10 protein-coding genes are annotated in these 6462 nt (G+C 60.1%); 5 read left to right on the top strand and 5 right to left on the bottom strand.

Features of this window, described 5'->3' with window-relative positions; genetic code table 11:
- Positions 1-125: 125 nt before the first annotated feature.
- The 4 genes from ACFWW4_RS15530 to ACFWW4_RS15515 form a co-directional block, all read right to left on the bottom strand.
- Complete coding sequence (locus ACFWW4_RS15530; RefSeq protein WP_411891693.1) at positions 126-1295, bottom strand: MalY/PatB family protein; 1170 nt, start codon at positions 1293-1295, stop codon at positions 126-128.
- Between the two features lie 71 nt (positions 1296-1366).
- Positions 1367-2218, bottom strand: a complete 852-nt coding sequence (locus tag ACFWW4_RS15525; RefSeq protein WP_411891692.1) for a GNAT family N-acetyltransferase — start codon at positions 2216-2218, stop codon at positions 1367-1369.
- 6 nt (positions 2219-2224) lie between these two features.
- Entirely contained in the window at positions 2225-2440 is a 216-nt protein-coding gene (locus tag ACFWW4_RS15520; RefSeq protein ID WP_411891691.1) for a helix-turn-helix transcriptional regulator, read from the bottom strand.
- A complete protein-coding gene (locus ACFWW4_RS15515; RefSeq protein ID WP_411891690.1) occupies positions 2437-2844 on the bottom strand; it encodes a hypothetical protein in 408 nt (135 codons plus the stop codon). The genes ACFWW4_RS15520 and ACFWW4_RS15515 overlap by 4 nt, the downstream gene beginning before the upstream one ends.
- A 126-nt stretch (positions 2845-2970) precedes the next feature.
- Between ACFWW4_RS15515 and def (ACFWW4_RS15510) the strand changes: the two genes are divergently transcribed.
- The 4 genes from def (ACFWW4_RS15510) to ACFWW4_RS15495 are packed head-to-tail and all read left to right on the top strand — an operon-like array spanning position 2971 to position 5108.
- On the top strand, positions 2971-3492 hold the full coding sequence (gene def / locus ACFWW4_RS15510; RefSeq protein ID WP_411891689.1) for a peptide deformylase: 522 nt from the start codon (positions 2971-2973) through the stop codon (positions 3490-3492).
- On the top strand, positions 3492-3953 hold the full coding sequence (gene def / locus ACFWW4_RS15505) for a peptide deformylase (RefSeq protein WP_411891688.1): 462 nt from the start codon (positions 3492-3494) through the stop codon (positions 3951-3953). The genes def (ACFWW4_RS15510) and def (ACFWW4_RS15505) overlap by 1 nt, the downstream gene beginning before the upstream one ends.
- Complete coding sequence (gene def, locus ACFWW4_RS15500; protein WP_411891687.1) at positions 3950-4450, top strand: peptide deformylase; 501 nt, start codon at positions 3950-3952, stop codon at positions 4448-4450. The genes def (ACFWW4_RS15505) and def (ACFWW4_RS15500) overlap by 4 nt, the downstream gene beginning before the upstream one ends.
- 19 nt (positions 4451-4469) lie before the next feature.
- A complete protein-coding gene (locus ACFWW4_RS15495) occupies positions 4470-5108 on the top strand; it encodes a VOC family protein (RefSeq protein WP_411891686.1) in 639 nt (212 codons plus the stop codon).
- Positions 5109-5133: 25 nt separating this feature from the next.
- Here ACFWW4_RS15495 and ACFWW4_RS15490 read toward each other — a convergent pair whose 3' ends face one another.
- On the bottom strand, positions 5134-5343 hold the full coding sequence (locus ACFWW4_RS15490; protein ID WP_393928125.1) for a hypothetical protein: 210 nt from the start codon (positions 5341-5343) through the stop codon (positions 5134-5136).
- 179 nt (positions 5344-5522) lie between these two features.
- Here ACFWW4_RS15490 and fmt point away from each other — a divergent pair, with 179 nt between their 5' ends.
- Entirely contained in the window at positions 5523-6422 is a 900-nt protein-coding gene (fmt, locus tag ACFWW4_RS15485) for a methionyl-tRNA formyltransferase (protein WP_411891685.1), read from the top strand.
- The last annotated feature ends 40 nt before the right edge of the window (positions 6423-6462 follow it).

Below are 6462 nucleotides of genomic sequence, written 5' to 3'. Positions count from 1 at the left end.
CCTCGGTCCCATCATCGCCAATCCCTCCCTGCAAGAGCAATTGAATCAGCGACTTATGCTTCGATCAAGGATGAGTTTTTCAACAGAATAAGTCCTTGATCACGCCTCACAAGTCCCATCTGCCCCTACTGCAAATCCCCGAACGCTGTCTGCAGCCGCCCGATTGCATCCTCGATTTGCGCCTTCGGTGCCCCGAGGTTGAACCGCAGGAAATTTTCGCCTCCTTTGCCGAAGGTCGGGCCGTGGTTGGCGGCGATTTTGGCGTGTTGTTCCACCCTTGCCGTGAATTCCTCCCGGCTCATCCCGGTATTGCTGAAATCAACCCAGGCGAGGTAGGTGGCCTCGAGCGGCATGGAGGCGAGGCCGGGGATGGCGTTGATGCCTGCATCGAACATCTGCCGGTTTCCATCCAGATAGTTGCGCAATTCATCCACCCATGCCGCCCCTTCGGGTGAATAGGCGGCTGTGGCCATGTGCAGCCCGAAGCTGTTGGGTGACATGCCCAGGCCCGCCATCCGTTTGCCGAAGCGTGCGCGCAGGTCGGGGTCTTCGATGATCACATTACCGGAATGGGACCCTGCGATGTTGAAGGTCTTGGTTGTCGCCGTCATCATGATCAGCCGGTCGGTGATCCCGTCGATATGGGCCATGGGGATATGGGTTTGCCCCGGCATGGTCAGGTCGTGGTGGATTTCGTCGCTGACCAGGATCAGTTCGTGCCGTTTGGCGAAGGCCGCGACCGCCTGCAATTCGGCCCGCGTCCAGACCCGCCCGCCGGGGTTATGGGGTGAGCAGAGGATGACCATCCGTTCATTCCCCGTCATCTGGGCATCATAGGCGGTGAAATCCATTTCGTAGCGGCCATTGGTGTTGACCAGTTCGCATTCCACCACCTGCCGGTCAGCGGCAGTGATGACACGGGCGAAGGCGTGATAGACCGGTGTGAAAAGGACGACCCCGTCGCCCGGATTGGTGAAAGCATCGACGCACATGGCCGTCCCGTTGACGAGCCCATGGGTGGTGAAGATCCAAGAGGGGTCGATTTTCCAGCCGTGCCGTGTGTCCATCCACCACTGGATGGCACCGAGGTATTTGCTGTCATCCCCGAAATAGCCATAGACCCCGTGATCGACCATATCCTGCACGGCCTTCTGGATGCAGTCGGGGGCCCGGAACTCCATATCGGCGACCCACATGGACAGGCCCTCATCCGGGCTGACGCCGTAGTATTGCTCCATCCCGTCCCATTTCACGCAGTGTGTGTTGCGGCGGTCGGGGGCGTGGTCGAATGTCATTGGGCTCTCCGCTGTTGGTTGGCGCAGGCTACGGCAGGTGTTGCGGAGTGCAAGGTGGAAAATGCGATGGTTTAGGCATGGTCGTTCAGCGCCATGATCAGTTCGAACTGCCCCTGGATTTGTTCGGAAGGGACGGCGCGCATGAACTGGGCGAACCCATGGTCGGCCGCGTCCACATTGATCAGCCGCAATTGTCGGGTTGGTGTGGCTGCCAGGGCGTGGTTAATCAGGGCGGTGCCGATCCCCTGCCGCCGCGCATCTGGGTGGACGCCGATTTGCAGCAGGCTGCCGCTGTTGGGGACAAGCACGGCATAGCCGGAGAGGGTGCCATCGCTATGGGTCGTAAAGCAGCGGACCTGATCTGCGGTGGCGGTGATGGATTGATCGCTGTTTTGCCACGACGGCTCCCAGTCACGCAGCATATTCAGGGTGTCTGCGATATCGGACCAGGGAATCTCGCGGACTGGCGGTAGGTTCTCTTTAGCCGGTTGTGGTCCGGTCAGGGTGTAGCAGGACAGGTCCCGCCGCTTGTGCATGCCGAGTTTGCGGTAGAGCCGCGCGGCGGTGGTGTTTTCGACAAGCACTTCGGTTTGGAAGGTCATGGTACCGTGGCGCCGCAAACCGTCCAGCGCGCTCTGGGCGAGGTCTGTGGCAAGGCCCCGTCCGCGATGCTGCGGCACGGTGCCGCTGGAGATCAGGTAGGATGCCTCCCCCCGCACCGAAACAAGCCAAATGGCGGCGATCTTACCGTCTATGACAGCGATGCGTGACGCGTCGGGGCTGTGCCCGCGTTGTTTCATCATGAAGCGGAAGGCTGGCACTGTCAGGTTGATCGGAACGGCATAGTCCGAAAATGCGCTGGCCATGGCCGCGCAAAGGTCTTCTGTGCTGGCGGAGGCCGCATCAGTGATCGTGGCGCTCATGTGTGGTCAATCCTGTTCATCGGGTAACTCAAACAGGTCATGGACGCTGCAATCAAGTTCCGCTGCGAGTGTCAGCGCAAGAATCGTGGAAGGGGTGAAGACTCCGTTTTCGATCGTGTTGATCGTCTTGCGTGATACGCCCACAGCATCAGCCAGCTCGGCTTGGGTCAGGTCGGCCTTGGTGCGGTGGGCGCGCAGATGCACGATGAGCTTGGCGCTCATTCAGCGCGGCCGCGCATGATGGAGACGAGGTAATGGGCGGGCGGCACGGCACCAAGGACAGGACCCAGCCAATAGAACGCCATGGCCGGGTTCATCCTGTCCGTCAGTGAGAGGACAAGAAAGACGAGGAACACCGCAAGCACCGCCCAGAACCCGAAAATCAGGCTGTCGCGATGGGCCTGGTTGTTTTGTTCGTCCCATGCGGCATCTGCGGCATCGGGGTGACGCAGGTGCAGCACGAAGGACAGGATGGCGTATCCGATAGCGATACCCCCGATGATAAAGGCCCATGTGAGCCCGGATGGCCCGATGGACAGGACAGCCGCGACTAATGCAGCGGCTGTGGTGATGACAATGGCCGCACTGCCGAGGAGACGAACGCGGCTGATGGGGTTGGCAGACATGAATGCTCCTTTTCTTTTGCGTTTGCGATAAGTAACCTTGAGGTTACATAAAGCGGCGTTCATGTAACGTCAAGGTTACATCTGTCCCGCATTGCAATTTATCGCCGTGCCGCCTAAATCCGGGGCATGACACTGCGTAATATCCTGATCCACCCCGACCCAAGGCTGAAGAAGGTCGCTGACCCGATTGCATCGGTCAATGACGACCTGCGCCGTCTGGCGGATGACATGCTTGAGACGATGTATAACGCGCCGGGCATTGGCCTTGCCGCGCCGCAGGTGGCTGTGATGTCCCGCATGATCGTGATGGATTGCGAGAAGGAAGAGGATGCTACGCCCCGCCCGATGGTTTTGATCAATCCGCAGGTGGTTTGGACCTCGGAGGATCGGTCGGTCTATGAAGAGGGCTGTCTGTCGATCCCGGATCAATACGCCGATGTGGAACGCCCCGCCGAGGTTGAGGTGGAATGGACCGGGTTGGACGGCAAAACGGTGCGCGAGCGTTTTGATGGCCTGTGGGCCACCTGCGTACAGCATGAGATCGATCATCTGGATGGCAAGCTGTTCATTGACTACCTCAAGCCGCTGAAACGCCAGATGATCACCCGCAAGATGCAAAAGCTGAAACGCGAAATGGCCCGCAGCTGATGGCAGTTCTTGACCTGCGCTTTGACGGCGACCCGATATTGCGCAAAGCGGCCGCTCCGGTGATCCAATTTGGTGAACCTGTTGATACCCTGATCGCTGATCTGTTCGAGACGATGTATGCTGCCCAGGGCCGTGGTCTGGCGGCCCCGCAGGTCGGTATCAGCCAGCGGATGTTCGTGATCGATACGACTTGGAAAGAGGGTGAAAAGCACCCGATTGCGTTCGTGAACCCAGAGATTGTCGAAGCCGCCCCATTCAGCCAATTGGGACCAGAGGCCTGTCTGTCGATCCCGGATCGCACATTCAATGTGGCCCGCCCTGTCTGGGTTGATCTGGGCTGGAACAGCCCAGCCGGTATTCGCCAGACCGCCCGCTTTCACGGCGTTGGTGCCGTCTGTGTCTGTCACGAGCTGGACCATCTGAACGGCGTGCTGATCACGGATACCGGGACAGAGGTATGACCCATCGCCCTTATGTGATGTGGCCACATCCGGTGCTGCGCACGCCCGCGCAGCCGGTTGATGCGGTCACGGATGAGGTTCGCGCAATCTGGGATGAGATGATTTCGGCGATGGATACGATGCCCGGTGTCGGGCTGGCTGCCCCGCAATTGGGTATCGGTTTGGCCCTTGCCGTCGTGGATGCATCTGAAGCGCGCGGTCAGGCCGTGCGCATGGCCAACCCGGAAATTCTGCACGCGAGCGTTGAGTTCCGCGAGCATGAAGAGGGGTCACCCAACCTGCCCGGTGTCTGGGCCAAGCTAAAGCGTCCCCGCGCCGTGACGGTCCGTTTCATGAATGAAGACGGGGTGTGGGACCGCAAGGATTTTGTCGGCCTTTGGGCCACCTCGGTCCAGCACCAGATTGATCATTTGCAGGGCAAGATGTTTTTTGACCATCTTGGCCGGGTGAAGCGCGATATGCTGATCAAGAAGGCGAAGAAGTTGCAGGTGCGCTAACTTTTCCGCAGGGCCGTGAATGCTGAGACTTGACCATTTGACCGTCATTGCCCCAACGCTGGCCGAGGGGGCGGCACATGTGCGCGACTGCCTTGATCTGGATGTGCCGTTCGGGACGCGCCACCTTTATATGGGCACGCATAATCACAGGTTGCAGCTGGGCGGGAATGTCTATCTGGAGATCGTTGCGCTGGACCCGGACGGGACCGCCCCTGCGCGTGCGCGCTGGTTTGGACTGGATAATCAGGAACAGGTTCGGGCCGACTGGGAGGATGGGCGACGTTTGCGAGGGTGGGTCGCCAGCACTGATAGAATTCAGACGGTCGTTTCCGCCCATCGCGCGATTTACGGCGATGTTGTACCGCTTCCGCCGGAGGAACCGGCCTTTGGCTTTGCCATTCCTGTCGATGGGTCGCTGCCGTTGGGTGGCGCGGCCCCATCGCTGATCGACCATCGTGGTGATCCGACGGCAATGGCCGACATTCCTGACATGGGTGCGCGTTTGCGGTGGTTCGGGCTTGCCTGCCCCGACCCGGTGGGGGTCGAGGCGCTGTATTATGACTTGTCGATTGATCGACCGCCCGCTGTCACGCAGGGACCAAGGATCCGTTATAGCGCACGGATTGACACACCAACAGGATTGAAAGAGCTCACCTGAACCGGTGTGTCGTTATTGTTGGTACCTATTCGTGCGGCGCTTCTTGTTCTTCATCTGCGCTGCCCATCGAGAAGACGATACCGCCGGCGATGATCGCGATCCAATGTGAAAAGCTCCAGACGATCGCGGGCAGGGTGATACCGACACGCGCCCAAAGATCCATGCCTTGCATACCCATGACCAGGTCGGCGATGCCCCAAAGCACCAGAATGCCCCCAAGTATTTTGAACAACATTTTCGCTTCCTTACGGTTGTTAAAATATATGAGGCTTCATCGTGCCCAACGAAACATGGTTATTTTGCGGCATGTTAAAGGAAATTTAACCATCGAGCCGATCCGTTGCTGCGTTGCGATATACGCCTGATTGGCCTAACTGAGTGCCGGAACGCGCGCAGTTGGCCGGGGGCGATATTGTGAAAATCATCTTTATGGGCACGCCTGATTTTTCGGTGCCGGTGCTGGAGGCCCTGCACGCGGCCGGTCATGACATCGTTGCCGTTTATTGCCAGCCGCCCCGTCCCGCAGGCCGGGGGAAAAAGGATCGTCAGTCGCCCGTTCAGCGCCGGGCTGAGGCGCTCGGTTTGATGGTGCGTCACCCGGTGTCGTTGAAGGGGGTGGAGGAGCAGGTGGCCTTTGCGGCGCTGGATGCGGATGTGGCCGTGGTCGTTGCCTATGGGTTGATCCTGCCGCAGGTGGTGCTGGACGCCCCGCGTCATGGGTGCCTGAATATCCATGCATCGCTTTTGCCGCGCTGGCGAGGTGCCGCGCCGATCCATCGCGCTGTAATGGCGGGTGATGCGCAGACCGGCGTGTGCATCATGCAGATGGAGGCCGGGCTGGATACCGGCCCGGTTCTGCTGCGCGAGGCGACGGATATCGGGGTGGAAGAAACCGCGGGCGCCCTGCACAACCGTCTGTCGGGGATGGGGGCCCGACTGGTGGTTGATGCTCTGGCCCGTTTGCCGGACCTGACGCCGCATGCGCAGCCGGAGCATGGTGTCACCTATGCCGCCAAGATTGACAAGGCCGAGGCGCGGGTGGACTGGACCCGACCGGCGGTTGAAGTGGACCGTCTGATCCGGGGCTTGTCGCCTTTTCCCGGGGCCTGGTGTGACGTTCAGGGTGAGCGGGTCAAGTTGTTGGGATCGCGGTTGGCTGATGGTGCGGGAGCGCCGGGGCAGGTGCTGGGTGGTTTTACCATTGCCTGCGGGGAGGGCGCGGTCGAAGTGACGCGCGCGCAGCGGCCCGGCAAGAAGGCGATGTCGGCTGATGAGATCCTCAAAGGATTGGACCTGGGCGGTCAGTTGGACTGAATTGCCGGGGCAATACTGCGCTGGCGCTTCTTTCGTAATC

The organism is Yoonia sp. SDW83-1 (genome assembly GCF_046762885.1).
GTDB lineage: Bacteria > Pseudomonadota > Alphaproteobacteria > Rhodobacterales > Rhodobacteraceae > Yoonia.
Note: the sequence above shows the minus strand (reverse complement) of the source record. Positions and strands in the feature narration are given on the sequence as shown.

Coding starts and splice junctions, on each gene's coding strand:
- ACFWW4_RS15530 (WP_411891693.1), bottom strand. CDS start 1,295: ATGACATTCGACCACGCCCCCGACCGCCGCAACACACACTGCGTGAAA.
- ACFWW4_RS15525 (WP_411891692.1), bottom strand. CDS start 2,218: ATGAGCGCCACGATCACTGATGCGGCCTCCGCCAGCACAGAAGACCTT.
- ACFWW4_RS15520 (WP_411891691.1), bottom strand. CDS start 2,440: ATGAGCGCCAAGCTCATCGTGCATCTGCGCGCCCACCGCACCAAGGCC.
- ACFWW4_RS15515 (WP_411891690.1), bottom strand. CDS start 2,844: ATGTCTGCCAACCCCATCAGCCGCGTTCGTCTCCTCGGCAGTGCGGCC.
- def (WP_411891689.1), top strand. CDS start 2,971: ATGACACTGCGTAATATCCTGATCCACCCCGACCCAAGGCTGAAGAAG.
- def (WP_411891688.1), top strand. CDS start 3,492: ATGGCAGTTCTTGACCTGCGCTTTGACGGCGACCCGATATTGCGCAAA.
- def (WP_411891687.1), top strand. CDS start 3,950: ATGACCCATCGCCCTTATGTGATGTGGCCACATCCGGTGCTGCGCACG.
- ACFWW4_RS15495 (WP_411891686.1), top strand. CDS start 4,470: ATGCTGAGACTTGACCATTTGACCGTCATTGCCCCAACGCTGGCCGAG.
- ACFWW4_RS15490 (WP_393928125.1), bottom strand. CDS start 5,343: ATGTTGTTCAAAATACTTGGGGGCATTCTGGTGCTTTGGGGCATCGCC.